Origin of the sequence: Brucella sp. IR068 (genome assembly GCF_049065885.1) — a bacterium.
Taxonomy (GTDB): Bacteria; Pseudomonadota; Alphaproteobacteria; order Rhizobiales; family Rhizobiaceae; genus Brucella; species Brucella intermedia.
In genome coordinates this window covers 419,726-434,656 of record NZ_JBAKHE010000002.1, presented here as the reverse complement: position 1 = coordinate 434,656, position 14,931 = coordinate 419,726, and the positions used below count along the sequence as shown (strand labels likewise).

Here is a 14,931-nt window from a genome sequence, read left to right as displayed (position 1 = left end):
AATGAAGAACGCAGTTTCCATAACAGTTGCCAGTGGCATTGCGGGCATTGCCGCCCTTGCATTAGGTTATTACGCGGGAACCGCCCGGCAAGCTCCGGCGCCCGCCCCCGTGGAAACCCCTGCCGCGGCGCCTGTGGCGATGAACCAGCAGGCCATCGAGAATGTCGTGCGCAATTATCTGATCCAGAAACCGGAACTGATGCTGGAAGTGCAAAGTGCTCTTGAAACCAAGCAGGCACGTGCAGCCCAGGAACAGATCAAGCAGGTATTGGCCGCCAATCGCAGCTCCCTTTACGATCCGAAGCATGATGCGGTTTTCGGTAATCCGGACGGCGACGTGACTGTCTACGAGTTCTTCGACTACAATTGCGGTTACTGCAAGCGGGCCCTGCCCGACATGGAAGCGATCCTGAAAACCGACAAGAATGTGCGGTTCGTCATGAAGGAATTCCCCATCCTCGGACCGGATTCCGCCAAGGCGCATGTCGTGGCACAGGCGTTCAGAGCGTTGATGCCGGAAAAATATGCTGAGTTCCACGAAGTACTGTTGGGCGCGCAAGAGCGCGCTACGGAAGATTCCGCCATCGCCGATGCCGTGAAACTGGGAGCCGATGAAACACAGCTGCGCGAAAAGATGAAGGACCCGGCCATTACCGGCGCATTCCAGCAGACCTATCAGCTGGCTCAGCAGTTGAACATCACCGGCACGCCATCCTACATCATCGGCGATGAACTGGTTCCCGGCGCAATCGGCGTGGATGGACTGGTCGAGAGAATCGCCGCTGCGCGCGCCGGCGCGAAAAAGTAGGCAGCGGGCTCGCGGCTTGACGGATCACATTTGTGAAACAGTTTAAGCTGCGGCATTCGACAGCTGTATCAGATGAAGAGAATTGCCGTGTTGCCTGCCTTATTTTGCAAAGAATAGCGGGAAAAACCGGTTCGGCAAAACATCTGCAATGATTTAGAGGGTTTCGGCTTGCGTCCAAGCCCTCTATATGGAATGCGAAGTATACCGAAATTTCGTGGTAGTGCGTTATCAGTCGCGGACGGATATGGCAAAAACGGTTTTTGTTTTGAACGGCCCCAATCTCAACCTTCTCGGCAAACGAGAACCGGGGATATACGGTATTGCAACGCTTGAGGATATCGAAGCGAGTTGCAAGCGTGAGGCTGAACAACTCGGACTTGATGTCGATTTCCGTCAGTCCAATTACGAAGGCGATCTGGTGACCTGGATTCAGGAAGCGGGCGATAAAGACGCCTATGTCCTCATCAATCCGGCCGCCTATAGCCACACTTCGGTTGCTATTCACGATGCGATCCGCTCGGCCAAGGTAAAGGCTGTGGAAGTGCATCTTTCGAACATACATGCGCGTGAGGCTTTCCGGCATCACTCCTATGTATCCGCAGTCGCCAAAGGCGTTATTTGCGGCTTTGGCGCGGAAGGATACCTGCTCGGTCTGCGCGCGCTTGCGGCAATTGCCAAAGAAGAAGAAAACAACGGGCAAAGCGTTAAAGGGGCCTGATATGTCCAGCAAAAACTCCGTCATCGACAAGGAAACGATCCGCGACCTGGCGGATATCCTCAATGAAACCGACCTGACCGACATCGAAGTCGAGCACGGCGACCTGCGTATCCGCGTTTCACGCAAGGTTACGGTTCAGGCCGCAGCGACTGTTATGCCTGCCGCAGCACCTGTTGCAGCCGCTCCTGCGCCGGTTGCAGCCGCCGCCGAACCGACAAAGGCTGATCTGTCGAAGAACGCCGTTCCGTCACCGATGGTTGGCACCGCTTATCTCGCTCCGGCTCCGGGCGCCCGCAACTTCATCGAGGTTGGCGCGCAGGTGAAGGAAGGCCAGACGCTCCTCATCATCGAAGCCATGAAGACGATGAACCAGATTCCGGCCCCGCGCGCCGGCACTGTGAAGGCCATCCTCATCGAAGACGCTCAGCCGGTTGAATTCGGTGAGCCGCTCGTCGTAATCGAATAAGATAGCAGATTACGGCTTATTCAATGAACGGGCAGCAAAGCGCAATGTTTCAAAAGATACTCATAGCCAATCGTGGTGAAATCGCTCTTCGCGTGCTCAGGGCTTGCAAGGAACTGGGCATCAAGACCGTCGCCGTCCACTCCACGGCCGACGCCGACGCGATGCATGTGCGCCTGGCAGACGAAAGTGTGTGCATCGGCCCGCCGCCATCGCGCGACAGCTATCTGAACATCCATCAGATTGTTGCTGCCTGCGAGATCACCGGCGCCGACGCAATCCATCCGGGTTACGGCTTCCTGTCGGAGAACGCCAAGTTTGCGGAAATCCTCGAAGCACACGGCATCACCTTCATCGGCCCCACCGCTTCGCATATCCGTATCATGGGCGACAAGATCGAAGCCAAGCGCACTGCAAAGCGCCTCGGCATTCCGGTTGTTCCGGGTTCCGATGGCGGTGTGACGGACGACGTGGAAGCTGCCCGCATCGCCAAGGAAATCGGCTATCCGGTCATCATCAAGGCTTCGGCCGGTGGTGGCGGACGCGGCATGAAGGTTGCCCGCAGCGAGGAAGATCTTTCCATCGCTCTTGCAACCGCCCGCTCCGAAGCCGGCGCAGCCTTCGGCGATGACGCAGTTTACATCGAGAAATATCTCGAAAAGCCGCGTCACATCGAAGTCCAGGTCATGGGTGACGGGGCTGGCAATGCCATCCATCTGGGCGAACGCGACTGCTCGCTGCAGCGCCGCCACCAAAAGGTATGGGAAGAAGCCAACTCACCGGCGCTCAATGCCGAGGCACGCGACAAGATCGGCATGGTCTGCGCCAATGCCTGTGCGGAACTGGGCTATCGCGGTGCGGGAACAATCGAGTTCCTCTATGAAGACGGCGAATTCTATTTCATTGAAATGAACACGCGTCTGCAGGTGGAGCACCCGATCACGGAAGCCATCACCGGCATCGATCTTGTTCACGAACAGATTCGCGTTGCTGCCGGTCTCGGCCTGTCGGTAAAGCAGAAGGATATCCGCTTCTCCGGCCATGCAATCGAGTGCCGTATCAACGCGGAAGATCCGCTGACATTTGCGCCCTCGCCGGGCCTGATCACCCATTATCACACGCCGGGCGGCCTTGGCATCCGCGTGGATTCGGGCGTCTATTCCGGCTATCGCATTCCGCCATATTACGACAGCCTTATCGGCAAGCTCATCGTGCATGGTCGCAACCGCGTTGAATGCATGATGCGCCTGCGTCGTGCGCTGGACGAGTTCGTGGTGGATGGCGTGAAAACCACCCTGCCTCTCTTCCAGGACCTGATTGCCAATCAGGATATTGCCAACGGCGACTACGACATTCATTGGCTGGAAAAATATCTGGCCAAGAAAACCAAGAGCGAAAGCGCCTGACGAAGGTGACCGCAGGAGTGTCCCCGGACGACTATTCAATCGAACCGGAGCTGCTCCTGCGAGCCTACGCCACGGGAATATTTCCCATGGCCGAAGAAGCCGACGATCCGGAAGTCTTCTGGGTTCGTCCCGAGCGGCGCGGCGTGATCCCCCTCGATGGCTTCCATATTCCCAAAAGCCTCCAGAAAACGATCCGACAGGGCATTTTCGATATAAAGCTCGATAGCGATTTCGATGGCGTGATCGAAGGTTGTGCCAGCGGCACCGGCGAGCGCGCGCGCACGTGGATCAATGGTCCAATTCGCGAAGCCTACAGAAAACTGTTCGAAATCGGGCATTGCCACACGGTCGAAGCGTGGCATGACGGCAAGCTTGTCGGCGGACTTTACGGCGTCACGCTCGGGCGCGCCTTTTTTGGCGAGAGCATGTTTACGCGCAAGCGGGATGCGTCCAAGGTCTGCCTGGCCTATCTGGTCCAGCATCTGGTCAGCCGAGGCTTCGTTCTTCTCGACACACAGTTCACCACGCCGCATCTTGAGAGATTCGGCGCCGTGGAAGTTCCACGGAAGAAATACGAGAAACTGCTGGAAACAGCGCTCGACGGAACCGCGCGTTTCTAGAGCACACCGCCTACGGCTTGCAGAGAATGATGCGCAACAAAAGGCTGGTTTATTTGCGCTGATCCGGCGGAGGCACTTCCGACTTCTGCTTGCAGTCCTTCAGCCAGACGTCATAGATTGGGTGCTCGACAGCATTGAGGCCGGGGCTATCGGCAAACATCCAGCCGGTAAAGATACGGCGTATTTTCCGATCCAGCGTAATCTCATCGACCTGAACGAAGCCGTCCGTGCGTGGCGCTTCATTCTCCGTACGCGAATAACAGACTTTCGGCGTCACCTGGAGCGCGCCGAACTGAACGGTCTCATTGATGTACACATCAAAGGTTGTGATGCGGCCTGTGATTTTGTCGAGACCCGAGAACTCCGCAACCGGATTGGTAATGCGTTCGGCCATCGCTGCCTGAAAGCAGCTGGCAGTCGCCATGAACGAGATCAGGGCAAGCTGAACAGCCCTTTTGATCGAGTTTTTTCCGTTGCCGGGAGATTGCTTCGTCAAAACGGAGATCCGCATCCAAAGGGTTAAATTAAGCTGGAACAATTCCTAAGCATGAATTGTGACGATTCGTTGCCCTGTCGCAAGCCGCAATGCAGCCCCGGGGCGTGAAGCAAACCATCTATCCTCAGGCCTTTTCGCGATGGCGTCAAAAGGCGGACATAAGAAATCCGGCGCGGATTAACGCGCCGGACAAGAACCGAAACAGATTATCAGTTGCCCGGCGTCCAGGCATCGTACTCGCCGGTCACACGCGGACGTTCCGCAGGCTCCGCACCCGGACGGGCAATGGCGCCCTTCGGGCGATAAGCCAGCGGAGAACCGGTGAGGTTCTGCAGATGCGGCTTCTGCCATTCGCGCGGACGATAGTCTTCCTTGGACGGCGGCGTATCGACCCGATGATGCATCCAGCCGTGCCAGCCGGGAGGAATAGCGCTTGCTTCCGCATAGCCATTGAAGATTACCCAGCGGCGCGTGCGGCCTTCGGAATCCTTGCCGCCCTGATAATAGATATTGCCGAACTCGTCCTCACCGACGCGCTCGCCCTTGCGCCACGTATGAAACCGCGTGCCGAGCGTCTGACCGTTCCACCAGGTGAAAACTTGCGTAAAAAATTTCTTCATGACCTATTCCAGATCCATCATTGCCACGGGTGATCGGAACCACCGGGTTTTCTTGCTTATGGCCCTATCGCCCGGCCATGGCAAGGGTCAAGTTGCCGCTGTCACAAGAGTATGAAGAGCCAAAGCGCTGCGCGCTTCAGGCTTTTATATTTCCGCATGTCCTGATCCCCAAAACGGTTCCCGCTTTGGAGAGACATGCTTTACATGTTCCAGCCTTCGAGTGACTTTTCCATCACCAGCACAGGTTCCTTGCAATTGGGATCGCCCCAATCCTCATTACGGCCGACCTTGCTGTAGCCCTTGCGCTCATAGAAATTCACCGCTTTGGTGTTTCTCTCGATCACTTCGAGCTTCATCGTCCGGACACCGGGAAAAGCCATCTCGATTTCAGCGAGAAGCATCGTCCCGATACCCTGAACCTGTACATCGGGGCGAACATAAAACTGATGCAGCGAAGCCTTGCCTTCTTCCGACTGACTGGCAAAAGCCATTCCGTCGATGCCGCCATTGCCATTATCGGCAACAATGAACTCCGAGTAAGGCTTCTTGAGATTGGCCTTCAGCACGGCGATGCTGTGCCACTGGGCGGTAACGGCATTCACCATTTCCCGCCCGAGAAGATCATCGAAGGTCGCGTGCCAAGTCGATACGAGCAGCTCGTTTACTGCCTTGAGATCGGCTTCTGTCGCGCTCCTGACCCACATTACTCTTCGATCCCGAGCTTGGCCTTGACCAGTTCATTGACTGATTGCGGGTTGGCCTTGCCACCCGTTGCCTTCATGACCTGACCGACGAACCAGCCAGCCAGTGTTGGCTTGGCTTTCGCCTGCTCGACCTTTTCCGGGTTGGCGGCGATAACATCGTCCACGGCCTTTTCGATGGCGCCGGTATCCGTGACCTGCTTCATGCCGCGTTCTTCAACGAGCTTCTTCGGGTCTCCGCCTTCATTCCAGACGATCTCGAAAAGGTCCTTCGCGATCTTGCCGGAGATCGTGCCTTCCTTGATGAGATCGATGATCGCGCCGAGCTGATCAGGAGTAATCGGCGATTCCTCGATGTCGTTGCCCGCCCGGTTCAGCGCGCCAAGAAGATCGTTGATGACCCAGTTTGCAGCAGCCTTCCCGTCGCGACCCGCAGCAACTGCCTCATAGTAGTCAGCAATCGCCTTCTCAGTCACTAGGATGGAGGCATCGTAAACGGAAATGCCCTGCGTTTCCACGAGGCGCTGCTTCTTGACGTCCGGCAATTCCGGCAGTTCTGCGGCCAACGCGTCAACGAAGGCCTGATCGAACTCGAGCGGCAGCAGATCGGGATCGGGGAAATAACGGTAATCATGCGCTTCTTCCTTGGAGCGCATCGAACGTGTTTCACCCTTAACCGGATCGAACAGGCGTGTTTCCTGATCGATGGAACCGCCATCCTCAAGAATCGCTATCTGGCGGCGTGCTTCATATTCGATGGCCTGGCCGACGAAACGGATCGAGTTGACGTTCTTGATTTCGCAGCGCGTGCCGAATTCGCCACCGGGACGACGAACGGAAACGTTCACGTCGGCGCGCATCGAGCCTTCGTCCATATTGCCGTCGCAGGTGCCAAGATAACGGACAATCGTGCGCAGCTTGGTGAGATAGGCGCGCGCTTCATCCGACGAGCGCAGGTCCGGTTTCGACACGATTTCCATCAGCGCCACGCCTGAACGGTTCAAGTCGACATAGGACATGGTCGGATGCTGATCGTGCATGGACTTGCCCGCATCCTGCTCCAGATGCAGGCGCTCGATGCCGATTTCCACGTCTTCGAACTGGCCCTTATTGTCCGGGCCGACCGAAATCATGATCTTGCCCTCGCCGACGATCGGCTGCTTGAACTGCGAAATCTGATAACCCTGCGGCAAATCCGGATAGAAATAGTTCTTGCGATCGAAAACCGACTTCAGATTGATCTGGGCATTGAGCCCGATGCCCGTGCGAACCGCCTGCTTGACGCATTCCAGATTGATGACCGGCAACATGCCCGGCATGGCCGCATCAACCAGAGAAACATTGGAATTAGGCTCCGCACCAAACGAAGTGGAGGCGCCGGAAAAAAGCTTGGATTCTGACGTGACCTGCGCATGGACTTCCATGCCGATGACGACTTCCCAGTCGCCCGTGGCGCCGGAAATGAAGCGTTTCGGTTCCGGCGTGCGCGTATCAATAAGGGTCATAGTAACTCGTCTATCTCTTCCTGTGCGACGCAATGCGCAGCAAAAATTCTATCTGACTTTGGCTAAAACAAACGGCGAAGACTGGCAAGCCTTCTCTGCCCTTCAGCGTGATTTGCTCAAGCTTTCGTATGCAGCTTCGCAGCCGGGACTTCGCTAAAACCTAGACGCCTGTAAATTCTTTCGGCGCCAGAAGGGTTATTCCGCTCCACTTTCAAACTAACCTTTGTCTGACCGCGGTGGAATAAAAGGCGAAGCACATGAACCAAAAGCGCTTCCCCCAAACCTTCCCGCCGCCTGCCTGGATCCACAACCAGATCCTTAATGAAAGCACTATTCCAGCACTGCACAAATGCGACAGACCGATGGGCCTGATCGAGAACCAGAACGGCCAGCTCGGGATCGTACTCATTATCGGTTATCAGCCCATTGTACCAGTTGTCGAAACCGGCAACCGAACCGCCACCACCGGCATAGGCACGAACCAGCAAATCATGGGTGGCGCGTGCATATTCGTGAGAGAACGCGGCTATGCTGACATCGGCTGGCCATGCAGGTTGGCATGGCTCTTCGTGCATCGTCAGTTCCAGATGGAGATATGGCAGCCCCATTCATGTCACACCCTCGACTGCGAATTGCACTTGAAATGAAAAGGCCGCGCAGTGCGCGGCCTTTCATATAGATCAAACCAGAAAGAATTAAGCCTCTTCGGACTTGTCTTCGTCGGCCTTCTTCTTGGGAGCAGCCTTCTTCTTCGCCGCAGCCTTCTTGGCAGGCTTTGCTTCCGAAGCTGCATCTTCGTCTTCAGCCGTCAGCTCTTCCTTCGAAACCTTCTTGTCGGTCACGCTGATGTTAGCGAGCAGATGGTCGACGACCTTTTCTTCGAAGATCGGGGCGCGCAGGTTGGCAACGGCATCCGGCGTCTTGCGCAGGAATTCGTAGATTTCCTTTTCCTGGCCCGGATAGCGACGAACCTGGTCGTAAACAGCGCGCTGCAGTTCTTCTTCCGTGACTTCCACGCCTGCCTTCTCGCCGATTTCGGAGAGAACGAGGCCAAGACGAACGCGACGTTCAGCGAGCTTGCGATATTCTTCGCGAGCAGCTTCTTCGGTGGTTTCTTCGTCTTCGAACGTGCGGCCAGCCTGCTGCAGGTCGAAATTGATCTGCTGCCAGATGTTGTTGAACTCAGCGTCAACAAGCTTCTGCGGCGTTTCGAACTGGTAGTCGCCATCCAGTGCGTCGAGGATCTGTCGCTTTACCTTCTGGCGGGTGATCTGGCCGTACTGGCTTTCGATCTGTTCGCGAACGACCTGACGCAGACGCTCAAGCGATTCGATGCCGAGCTTCTTTGCGGTTTCGTCATCAAGAACGAGTTCGTTCGGCTTGGCAACTTCCTTGACCTTGATGTCAAAGGTAGCTTCCTTGCCGGCCAGGTGAGCGGCGCCGTATTCAGCCGGGAACGTAACGTTGATGACCTTCTCGTCGCCAGCCTTGAGGCCAACGAGCTGCTCTTCGAAGCCCGGAATGAACTGGCCGGAACCGAGAACAAGCTGCGCGTCGTTGTCGGCGCCGCCTTCGAACGGCTCGCCGTCGAGCTTGCCCAGGTAATCGATGGTAACGCGATCTTCGTTTTCTGCCTTGCCCTTCTTGGTTTCGAAGGTGCGGGTCGAAGAAGCGATGCGCTTGACCTGCTCGTCGACTTCCTCATCGGAAATATCGACGACTTCACGGGTAACGGCGATCTTGGAGAAGTCCTTGACTTCGATCGCCGGCAGAACTTCGTAGTTCAGCGAGAAAACGAAATCGGCCTTGCCGTCGAGAACCTTTTCGGCCTCTTTTTCGTCTTCAGACATGATGACTTCAGGCTGGGTGGCCGACTTTTCGTTACGGTCAGCGAGAATCGAGCGCGACGAATCGTTGAGGATTTCGTTGACGATCTCGGCCATGAAGGACTTGCCGTACATCTTGCGCAGATGACCTGCAGGAACCTTGCCCGGACGGAAGCCGTTGATCTTGGCGCGACCGCGCGCAGTTTCGAGCCGCTCCGAGAGCTTGGCTTCGAGGTCCTTGGCCGGAACCACGACTTTGATCTCGCGCTTCAGCCCTTCATTGAGCGTTTCGGTAACCTGCATGTTCAAACCTTCACTTCTTGTCATTGTCCCGCCGTCACCGGCTTTCTTGCCTTGTCGCGGGAGAGAAATTCTTTTGCCTTATGGCAGTTGGTGCGGATGGAGGGACTCGAACCCCCACGGTCTCCCGCCAGAACCTAAATCTGGTGCGTCTACCAATTTCGCCACATCCGCTTCTGAACCGAAGCGCATTCCTCAGAACACACCATTATTCGTCTCAGATATTGAACCGCCCCTCGAAAGCGCGCGTCTCTATATCATCCAATTTTCCCGGTTCAAAGGAAAAAAGCCACCTTCCCCGTAGAGAATTACCGGGTTCGATCTGGCTGCCCTTTTCCGCCTCTATATAGCGATCCTGTGACATCAGCCAACCCTTTTCAAAAAGGAGGTGCCGTCAGGGTCAATATAGCGGCTCCTGATAGAGCTGCCTTCCATCCTCTTGCAGGGCTTTGATGACCGGCGCGCCTTTCGGATCGACGGCAACGACCGCGGTGATGCGACGCTCTCGCTGGCTGTCCTCAATCGCCCGTCCCCGCCCTTCAGGTACATAATATCGTTCGATGCCGAAATTGAGACGAACATTCGATTGCGGATCATCGGATATGGAATAGGCGGCTTCGCCGCGAATCTGCACTTCGTCCGCAGCAAGGTCCGAAAGAGGAGCGAATGAAGCGCGTGAAAACCGCGCTATGCCGTTGGCGTCGCGCTTTACCGCCACATAGACAGCTCGCGAACCGGCGGATGGCGTACCGCCGATATCCTTCCGCGCGAGGCTGGAAATCTCGTAGCCAAGAACGACATAATCACCACGCATCAGATCACGCGGGTCGAAAGGCTCCGTCTGGAGCGTCACTTCCGCGCCGGAGCGCAGGATCGAGGCGCGCTTTTCAATGGCAGCATAAAGAATGCCCGTTTGCAGCAATGCGGTTATGGCCGCACCCACATAGAGCCATCTGAACCGGGTGGTCATGGATGCACCTCCACGCTGTTTTTCCTTCCGAACCGGTTCTCCATGCGCCGCACGAATGCCGCCAGCAGCAGGACCAGAATGCCCGCAGTCAGGAAGAAGCCGGAGGTGCCGATCATCGTGCCGACCGTCTCGAAAGCCAGATAGAGAACCTGGATCGAAAATGCGGCATAGGCGATGGAGCGCAACCCGCCATTGTTCCGCCCTGCTACGGCAATCGCTCCGATCGCGAGCGCCAGAATGAAGATGCTATATACTATATCCCGGTCCAGACCTGCGGAAATGCTGGAATAGGAGAACATCTGGTTGAGCTGAAGCGTGACGAGCGACAGCAGCGCCAGAAGCAGGCCATAGGCCGCGAGCGGATGAGCGAAGCGGGTCAGTCTCTGCGTTGTTGCATGAGCAAAACCGTCGGCCAGTATGAGACCAATACCCACGATCAGCATAAGCACCAGCACGGTATTGCTTTCGCGCTCGGCATAGATGAGCAAAGCCCAGCCTATGGAGAACATCGCCCACAGGTGCGCCGCATGCCGCGAGCGCGTGAATAACGCCGCAGCGGCACCGAACGCCAATAGCAGCGGCCCGATCCAGCGATAGGTCAGGTCATCATAAGATGACGTGTCAAACACATATGTCGAAAGATAGAAGCAGGCGACGCCTGCCCCAAATGCAGCCAGCACCGGGGCGCGCAGAAGAAAGGCCGAAATCAGGACACCGACAGACCAGTAGATTGCGGCGGAATGGATGTCGCCGGACAAATGATACGTTTGCCCCACAAGCGCCAGTCCCGCTCCGAAGGATGCAGCGCCCACAATATAGCATACTGGCGGAAACAGCTTGTCACCCCGCGCTTGCCGCCACGCACCACCAAGATAGCTTGCCCATATAAGAACGAATATGAGGCCGATGCGCATAAGACGCGGCATTTCCTGCCAGTTGGCGGCGACGAGCATGATAACGGCTGCACCAAGGAGCAGCCCGCCAAGGGTGGCCAGAACGGAACCGAGACTGAAGACCGAAGCTCGCTTTTCAAGGTCGGCATTCAGTTTCGATGCAGTCTCTGCATCGATCAGGCCGTCCCGCTGCCATCGCTCTATCAGGCGTTCAACAGAAATGGAAAATGACAAATTAGCTCCTGCTCATTCCGTCAGTTGTTGCTGTCGCAACCGTAAGCGGTTGAGAACATATAGGAAACCGCGCAGCCGGCAAAGAGTGGGATCAAATCGCTTTGCGGCAATTTTGTGCCCGGCCAGTCTAATCGATTTAGGGTGACGTGCAGAGCCCGCAAGGCAGCTATGCAAAGTCGGGTCTGCAACCTGCGAAAACAATAGCTTATATCATGGGCAACAAACGAGATGAATTGAACAGAACTCCAGTTCCTCAACGATGAAGGAATAGCACGATGAACCTGCTTCGCTCTTACAACAACTGGCGCCGTTACCGCGACACCGTCAATGAACTCAGCCAGCTTTCCACCCGTGAGCTGAACGATCTTGGCATCTCCCGCGCGGACATTCCGTTCGTGGCTCGCCAGACCAAGGCTCGCTAATTCCACGAGCCTCATAATTTTCCCGATAGGGATTTCTCCAAGTCTGGCTCCTCCTCCCACCAGACTTCGTTCATCGCCAAGCCATCCTCCTCCCAGGTTTGGCGATAACAAGACCGGTTCTCCTCCTCCCAACACCGGTCTTACCATAATGGCATTCGTCGCTCCTCCTCCCGCGACGGATGCCATTTCTTTTTGCGGCTCGTTTCCCGTCCTAGCCAGCCTTCTCCATTGAAGGCGCCCTGCAAAGGCGATATGGGAATGGCCATGTCAAACACACCCGATCTTACTCCCGTTCACGTCGTCGGCGGCGGCCTTGCCGGTTCTGAAGCTGCATGGCAGCTCGCGCAGGCGGGCGTGCCCGTCATACTGCACGAAATGCGCCCGGTGCGCGGCACCGATGCCCACAAGACCGAGCAGCTTGCCGAGTTGGTCTGTTCCAATTCATTCCGCTCGGATGATGCTGAAACCAATGCCGTCGGCGTTCTCCATGCCGAGATGCGCCTCGCCGGTTCGCTCATCATGGCTTGCGCCGATGCACATCAGGTTCCGGCTGGCGGTGCGCTGGCCGTCGACCGCGAAGGCTTTTCGCAAGCCGTCACGGCCAGGCTTGAAGCCCATCCGCTGATTACCATTGTTCGGGAAGAAGTCACCGGCCTGCCTCCGGCGGAATGGGGCACGACCATCGTTGCCACTGGCCCCCTGACCGCGCCTTCACTGGCGGAGGCCATTCAGGCGCAAACCGGCGCGGATGCTCTGGCCTTCTTCGATGCCATTGCGCCGATCATCCATTTTGATTCGATCAATATGGATGTGTGCTGGTTTCAGTCCCGCTATGACAAAGTTGGCCCCGGCGGCACCGGCAAGGACTATATCAACTGCCCGATGGACAAGGAGCAGTATGAGGCCTTCGTTGCCGCACTGGTTGAAGGCGACAAGACCGACTTCAAGGAGTGGGAAGGCACACCCTATTTCGATGGCTGCCTGCCGATCGAGGTCATGGCCGAACGCGGGCCGGAAACCTTGCGCCACGGCCCGATGAAGCCTATGGGCCTCACCAATGCGCATAATCCCACGGTTAAACCCTATGCCGTCGTGCAGCTTCGCCAGGACAATGCGCTCGGCACGCTCTACAACATGGTCGGCTTCCAGACGAAGCTGAAATATGGCTCGCAGACAGGCATCTTCAAAATGATTCCGGGTCTGGAAAATGCGGAATTTGCGCGTCTCGGCGGCCTTCACCGCAACACTTATCTGAATTCTCCCGTGCTGCTCGACGCTACGCTTCGACTGAAATCACGCGAGACACTGCGCTTTGCCGGTCAGGTTACGGGCTGCGAAGGCTATGTGGAATCGTCAGCGATCGGCTTGCTGGCAGGCCGTTTCACTGCTGCGGAAAAGCTTGGACAGACACTGACGCCGCCTCCGGGAACCACCGCATTCGGTGCCCTGCTCGGGCATATTACGGGTGGGCATATCGTGGCGGATGACGAACCCGGTAAACGTTCGTTCCAGCCGATGAATGTCAATTTCGGCCTGTTCCCGCCTGTCGATGTTCCCAAGCCTGAAGGCAAGCGCCTGCGCGGCAAGGAAAAGACAATTGCCAAGAAGCGTGCGCTTTCCGCGCGTGCTCTGGCTGATTGTAGGCAATGGCTTGGGTTGGCCGAGTGATATTGCGATGGGCTTCAGTTCGAATGGACTGAAGCCTCTCCTTTTTGAATGCTTAGAAACTGGCTCTGAACATCAGCCATTGTTTCCGAATAGCCGAAATGTCCGCCACCTTCTCCACAGCCTCGGTGCCAAGGCGCTCGATTGCTCGCAGATAGGCCGGGACAAGCGCCAAAGGCAAAAATGCCGGAGCAAGGCTCTTCGGCAGTTGCGACTTGTTTTTCTCGAAAATCGCCAGATGCTCCCGCGCGAAAGCCAGCATGATGCTGATGACGCGTCCGGTGGCCGCTTTGTCTTCACCGGCGAGGAAGACCTCGCGGGTCACACCCACCGCCTGCAACATATCCGCAGGGACATAGAGTTGCCCACGCCGCCGATGAATGGGCATGAGACGAAGCAAACCGGTCACGGCCTGCGCGACGCCGGCATGGCCGGTTGTCTCGGTCTGTGCCTGCGCGGCATCCCGGTCCAGTATAAAACCGGCCAGCTGGATGATCGCCGAAGCGGTTTCCCCGCAATAACCTTCCAGATCGTTGCGGCTCGGCATCGGATCGTCATAAAGATCAAAGATGCGTGCTTCGCAGTAATTGTCGAAGGCTGCTCGCGGCAATTCATATTTGTCGATTGTTCCGATAAGGGCTGCGGCAACGGGATGCGCTTCTGCGCTGCCCCTCGCCTCGCCGTTGATCAGATCACGCCACCATTGCAGGCGCACCTCTCCCGGCAGCGGTTCGTGGACCAGTTCGCGAATACGCGCAATTTCCGCATTGAACGCGTATAGTGCAGCCAGACCGCCGCGGCGGTCTTCCGGCGCGTAAAGTACCGAAAGGTAGCGATCCCGGTCAGCTTCGCGAAGCAATGCCAGGCAATGTGCCTCATTCTCGTTCATGGTATCAATCTACAGCAATCAGCGCCGCCGCAACCGCACGATCTTCGGCCAAAAGCACATTATAGGTGCGAACGGCAGCGCCCGTGCTCATGGGATCGGAAGAAATGCGATGGTCGCGCAAGATGGCGCGAACGTCTTCAGGAATCCGGCGCAGATCCATGCCCGTACCTACCAGCAGGATTTCAATATCGGATGCCTGTTCCAGGATTATTTCCAGATCGGCTTTTGCTAGCAAGGGCGGCGTGGCGGGTTCCCAGCCGTGAATTCCCGAGGGCAGACACAGGATCGATCCGCGATGCGACATTTCCGCAAAGCGAAAGCCCCCGTTGCCATAGGCATCAATGGGCGCGCGGCCGGGAAAATGGGCCTCTCTTATCTCTATCCCATGGGCCATT

Annotated in this window: 18 protein-coding genes and 1 tRNA gene; 8 read left to right on the top strand and 11 right to left on the bottom strand. The window is 56.8% G+C overall.

Annotated features, from left to right (window positions below; translation table 11 throughout):
• Position 1 precedes the first annotated feature (1 nt).
• The 5 genes from ACOWVS_RS05105 (at position 2) to aat (ending at position 4,015) form a co-directional block, all read left to right on the top strand.
• A complete protein-coding gene (locus ACOWVS_RS05105) occupies positions 2–808 on the top strand; it encodes a DsbA family protein (protein WP_075041675.1) in 807 nt (268 codons plus the stop codon).
• Positions 809–1,052: 244 nt separating this feature from the next.
• A complete protein-coding gene (gene aroQ / locus ACOWVS_RS05100) occupies positions 1,053–1,526 on the top strand; it encodes a type II 3-dehydroquinate dehydratase (RefSeq protein WP_021585075.1) in 474 nt (157 codons plus the stop codon).
• Between the two features lies 1 nt (position 1,527).
• Entirely contained in the window at positions 1,528–1,992 is a 465-nt protein-coding gene (gene accB / locus ACOWVS_RS05095; RefSeq protein ID WP_006466687.1) for an acetyl-CoA carboxylase biotin carboxyl carrier protein, read from the top strand.
• Between the two features lie 44 nt (positions 1,993–2,036).
• On the top strand, positions 2,037–3,395 hold the full coding sequence (accC, locus tag ACOWVS_RS05090) for an acetyl-CoA carboxylase biotin carboxylase subunit (RefSeq protein ID WP_006472125.1): 1,359 nt from the start codon (positions 2,037–2,039) through the stop codon (positions 3,393–3,395).
• Between the two features lie 50 nt (positions 3,396–3,445).
• Positions 3,446–4,015, top strand: a complete 570-nt coding sequence (gene aat, locus ACOWVS_RS05085) for a leucyl/phenylalanyl-tRNA--protein transferase (RefSeq protein ID WP_031345981.1) — start codon at positions 3,446–3,448, stop codon at positions 4,013–4,015.
• A gap of 49 nt (positions 4,016–4,064) precedes the next feature.
• Here the strand turns inward: aat and ACOWVS_RS05080 are convergent, their stop codons facing one another.
• From ACOWVS_RS05080 to ACOWVS_RS05060, 5 genes are all read right to left on the bottom strand, one after another.
• Complete coding sequence (locus tag ACOWVS_RS05080) at positions 4,065–4,526, bottom strand: DUF2155 domain-containing protein (RefSeq protein WP_021585073.1); 462 nt, start codon at positions 4,524–4,526, stop codon at positions 4,065–4,067.
• A gap of 194 nt (positions 4,527–4,720) precedes the next feature.
• Positions 4,721–5,131, bottom strand: a complete 411-nt coding sequence (locus ACOWVS_RS05075; RefSeq protein WP_021585072.1) for an NADH:ubiquinone oxidoreductase subunit NDUFA12 — start codon at positions 5,129–5,131, stop codon at positions 4,721–4,723.
• A gap of 200 nt (positions 5,132–5,331) precedes the next feature.
• Complete coding sequence (locus tag ACOWVS_RS05070; protein WP_075041674.1) at positions 5,332–5,835, bottom strand: GNAT family N-acetyltransferase; 504 nt, start codon at positions 5,833–5,835, stop codon at positions 5,332–5,334.
• Positions 5,835–7,337, bottom strand: a complete 1,503-nt coding sequence (gene gatB, locus ACOWVS_RS05065; RefSeq protein WP_021585069.1) for an Asp-tRNA(Asn)/Glu-tRNA(Gln) amidotransferase subunit GatB — start codon at positions 7,335–7,337, stop codon at positions 5,835–5,837. Before gatB ends, ACOWVS_RS05070 begins: the two co-directional genes overlap by 1 nt.
• A 116-nt stretch (positions 7,338–7,453) precedes the next feature.
• On the bottom strand, positions 7,454–7,684 hold the full coding sequence (locus tag ACOWVS_RS05060) for a GNAT family N-acetyltransferase (RefSeq protein WP_244637656.1): 231 nt from the start codon (positions 7,682–7,684) through the stop codon (positions 7,454–7,456).
• Between ACOWVS_RS05060 and ACOWVS_RS05055 the strand changes: the two genes are divergently transcribed.
• Positions 7,595–7,984 (top strand): hypothetical protein, encoded by a 390-nt coding sequence (locus tag ACOWVS_RS05055; RefSeq protein ID WP_021585068.1) that lies wholly within the window; start codon positions 7,595–7,597, stop codon positions 7,982–7,984. The two genes, ACOWVS_RS05060 and ACOWVS_RS05055, sit on opposite strands and share 90 nt — an antisense overlap.
• A gap of 48 nt (positions 7,985–8,032) precedes the next feature.
• On the opposite strand, the gene tig is transcribed toward ACOWVS_RS05055, so the two are convergent.
• The 4 genes from tig to ACOWVS_RS05035 all read right to left on the bottom strand — a co-directional run bounded on the left by tig (position 8,033) and on the right by ACOWVS_RS05035 (position 11,560).
• On the bottom strand, positions 8,033–9,466 hold the full coding sequence (gene tig / locus ACOWVS_RS05050) for a trigger factor (RefSeq protein ID WP_021585067.1): 1,434 nt from the start codon (positions 9,464–9,466) through the stop codon (positions 8,033–8,035).
• Positions 9,467–9,554: 88 nt separating this feature from the next.
• A tRNA-Leu gene (locus ACOWVS_RS05045) sits at positions 9,555–9,637 on the bottom strand.
• A 226-nt stretch (positions 9,638–9,863) separates the two neighbouring features.
• Complete coding sequence (locus tag ACOWVS_RS05040; RefSeq protein WP_021585065.1) at positions 9,864–10,433, bottom strand: GDYXXLXY domain-containing protein; 570 nt, start codon at positions 10,431–10,433, stop codon at positions 9,864–9,866.
• Positions 10,430–11,560: a DUF2157 domain-containing protein gene (locus ACOWVS_RS05035; RefSeq protein WP_021585064.1), complete on the bottom strand. Its 1,131-nt coding sequence runs from the start codon at positions 11,558–11,560 to the stop codon at positions 10,430–10,432. Before ACOWVS_RS05035 ends, ACOWVS_RS05040 begins: the two co-directional genes overlap by 4 nt.
• A gap of 275 nt (positions 11,561–11,835) precedes the next feature.
• On the opposite strand from ACOWVS_RS05035, the gene ACOWVS_RS05030 reads away from it, so the two are divergent.
• Entirely contained in the window at positions 11,836–11,982 is a 147-nt protein-coding gene (locus tag ACOWVS_RS05030; RefSeq protein ID WP_006466676.1) for a DUF1127 domain-containing protein, read from the top strand.
• Positions 11,983–12,246: 264 nt separating this feature from the next.
• Positions 12,247–13,650, top strand: coding sequence for a methylenetetrahydrofolate--tRNA-(uracil(54)-C(5))-methyltransferase (FADH(2)-oxidizing) TrmFO (gene trmFO / locus ACOWVS_RS05025; protein WP_031345980.1), 1,404 nt, complete (start codon positions 12,247–12,249; stop codon positions 13,648–13,650).
• Positions 13,651–13,702: 52 nt separating this feature from the next.
• On the opposite strand, the gene ACOWVS_RS05020 is transcribed toward trmFO, so the two are convergent.
• Positions 13,703–14,536 carry a phytoene/squalene synthase family protein gene (locus ACOWVS_RS05020; protein ID WP_021585062.1) on the bottom strand — a complete coding sequence of 278 codons (834 nt, stop codon included), beginning with the start codon at positions 14,534–14,536 and terminating at the stop codon, positions 13,703–13,705.
• A gap of 4 nt (positions 14,537–14,540) precedes the next feature.
• A complete protein-coding gene (locus tag ACOWVS_RS05015; protein ID WP_021585061.1) occupies positions 14,541–14,930 on the bottom strand; it encodes an Mth938-like domain-containing protein in 390 nt (129 codons plus the stop codon).
• Position 14,931 lies beyond the last annotated feature (1 nt).

What these genes read in the sequence shown, in the direction of transcription:
- ACOWVS_RS05105 (WP_075041675.1), top strand. Translation starts at nt 2, where the DNA reads ATGAAGAACGCAGTTTCCATAACAGTTGCCAGTGGCATTGCGGGCATT.
- aroQ (WP_021585075.1), top strand. Translation starts at nt 1,053, where the DNA reads ATGGCAAAAACGGTTTTTGTTTTGAACGGCCCCAATCTCAACCTTCTC.
- accB (WP_006466687.1), top strand. Translation starts at nt 1,528, where the DNA reads ATGTCCAGCAAAAACTCCGTCATCGACAAGGAAACGATCCGCGACCTG.
- accC (WP_006472125.1), top strand. Translation starts at nt 2,037, where the DNA reads ATGTTTCAAAAGATACTCATAGCCAATCGTGGTGAAATCGCTCTTCGC.
- ACOWVS_RS05080 (WP_021585073.1), bottom strand. Translation starts at nt 4,526, where the DNA reads ATGCGGATCTCCGTTTTGACGAAGCAATCTCCCGGCAACGGAAAAAAC.
- ACOWVS_RS05075 (WP_021585072.1), bottom strand. Translation starts at nt 5,131, where the DNA reads ATGAAGAAATTTTTTACGCAAGTTTTCACCTGGTGGAACGGTCAGACG.
- ACOWVS_RS05070 (WP_075041674.1), bottom strand. Translation starts at nt 5,835, where the DNA reads ATGTGGGTCAGGAGCGCGACAGAAGCCGATCTCAAGGCAGTAAACGAG.
- gatB (WP_021585069.1), bottom strand. Translation starts at nt 7,337, where the DNA reads ATGACCCTTATTGATACGCGCACGCCGGAACCGAAACGCTTCATTTCC.
- ACOWVS_RS05055 (WP_021585068.1), top strand. Translation starts at nt 7,595, where the DNA reads ATGAACCAAAAGCGCTTCCCCCAAACCTTCCCGCCGCCTGCCTGGATC.
- tig (WP_021585067.1), bottom strand. Translation starts at nt 9,466, where the DNA reads ATGCAGGTTACCGAAACGCTCAATGAAGGGCTGAAGCGCGAGATCAAA.
- ACOWVS_RS05040 (WP_021585065.1), bottom strand. Translation starts at nt 10,433, where the DNA reads ATGACCACCCGGTTCAGATGGCTCTATGTGGGTGCGGCCATAACCGCA.
- ACOWVS_RS05030 (WP_006466676.1), top strand. Translation starts at nt 11,836, where the DNA reads ATGAACCTGCTTCGCTCTTACAACAACTGGCGCCGTTACCGCGACACC.
- trmFO (WP_031345980.1), top strand. Translation starts at nt 12,247, where the DNA reads ATGTCAAACACACCCGATCTTACTCCCGTTCACGTCGTCGGCGGCGGC.
- ACOWVS_RS05020 (WP_021585062.1), bottom strand. Translation starts at nt 14,536, where the DNA reads ATGAACGAGAATGAGGCACATTGCCTGGCATTGCTTCGCGAAGCTGAC.
- ACOWVS_RS05015 (WP_021585061.1), bottom strand. Translation starts at nt 14,930, where the DNA reads ATGGCCCATGGGATAGAGATAAGAGAGGCCCATTTTCCCGGCCGCGCG.